Source organism: Leisingera sp. ANG1, from assembly GCF_000203975.2.
Classification (GTDB): Bacteria; Pseudomonadota; Alphaproteobacteria; order Rhodobacterales; family Rhodobacteraceae; genus Leisingera.
Genome location: NZ_AFCF02000020.1, coordinates 1 through 698 on the forward strand (window position 1 = coordinate 1; position 698 = coordinate 698).

The 698-nt window shown below is 60.2% G+C and carries 1 protein-coding gene; it reads left to right on the plus strand.

Going from position 1 to position 698, the window contains the following annotated elements; translation table 11 throughout:
- Nucleotides 1–81: 81 nt before the first annotated feature.
- The coding region (locus GC1_RS21805) for a plasmid recombination protein (protein WP_237754663.1) at nt 82–698 on the plus strand (617 nt) is incomplete at its 3' end.

Sequence of the window (698 nt, forward strand, 5' to 3'; positions counted from 1 at the left end):
CAGCAGATACGCGGCGAAATTGCTGAGATGCGCCGTCACAATCACCAGGAGCATTTGCGCGCGCTGAAGGCCAAGTCACGCATGAAGGACGCCAGGAAGCTGGAGGCGGAAGGGCCTGCGGATCCCTGGCGATCCTGCAGCAGGGGCCCGCTGCGGGAAGGCATATTCACTGTCAACAAAGACTGGTTCGGTGGCGCAGGCCTGTTGGAATGGGATCCGGAACGTGTCTCTGCTTTCCGCAAAACCGCCATGTCGTTCCTCCGTGAAAACTTTCCAAATGGTCAGCTGCGCTATGCCAGTGCCCACGTTGATGAAGAGGCTTATCACATCCATTTTGTCGTGGCCGTTTGGACCGAGAAGCCATCCGCCAACCGGGGGCATCAGATCCTGCTGCAGGCATCTGAGAACCCGCTCATCAAGAGCTATGAGCATGCCCAGGATCTTGCCGGAGAGGCCTTCGAGACAATCGGGATCACCAGGGGGGAGCGTCGTGCCGAAGCCCGGCGCCAGGCGCGGGCAGAGGGAAAACCTCTGCCCGAGAAGCGGCAGCATGTGCCGCCATCAAAATGGCGTGCTGAGGAGCGCCAAAAGGCGCAAGCAGAGAAGAAACGCATCCTGGGCGATGCCCAGGAAGAAGCAAAGGCGGCCGTTGAAAACGGCCGGGACCTGGCCAAGGCCACGGTCAAGAAATCGCGCAA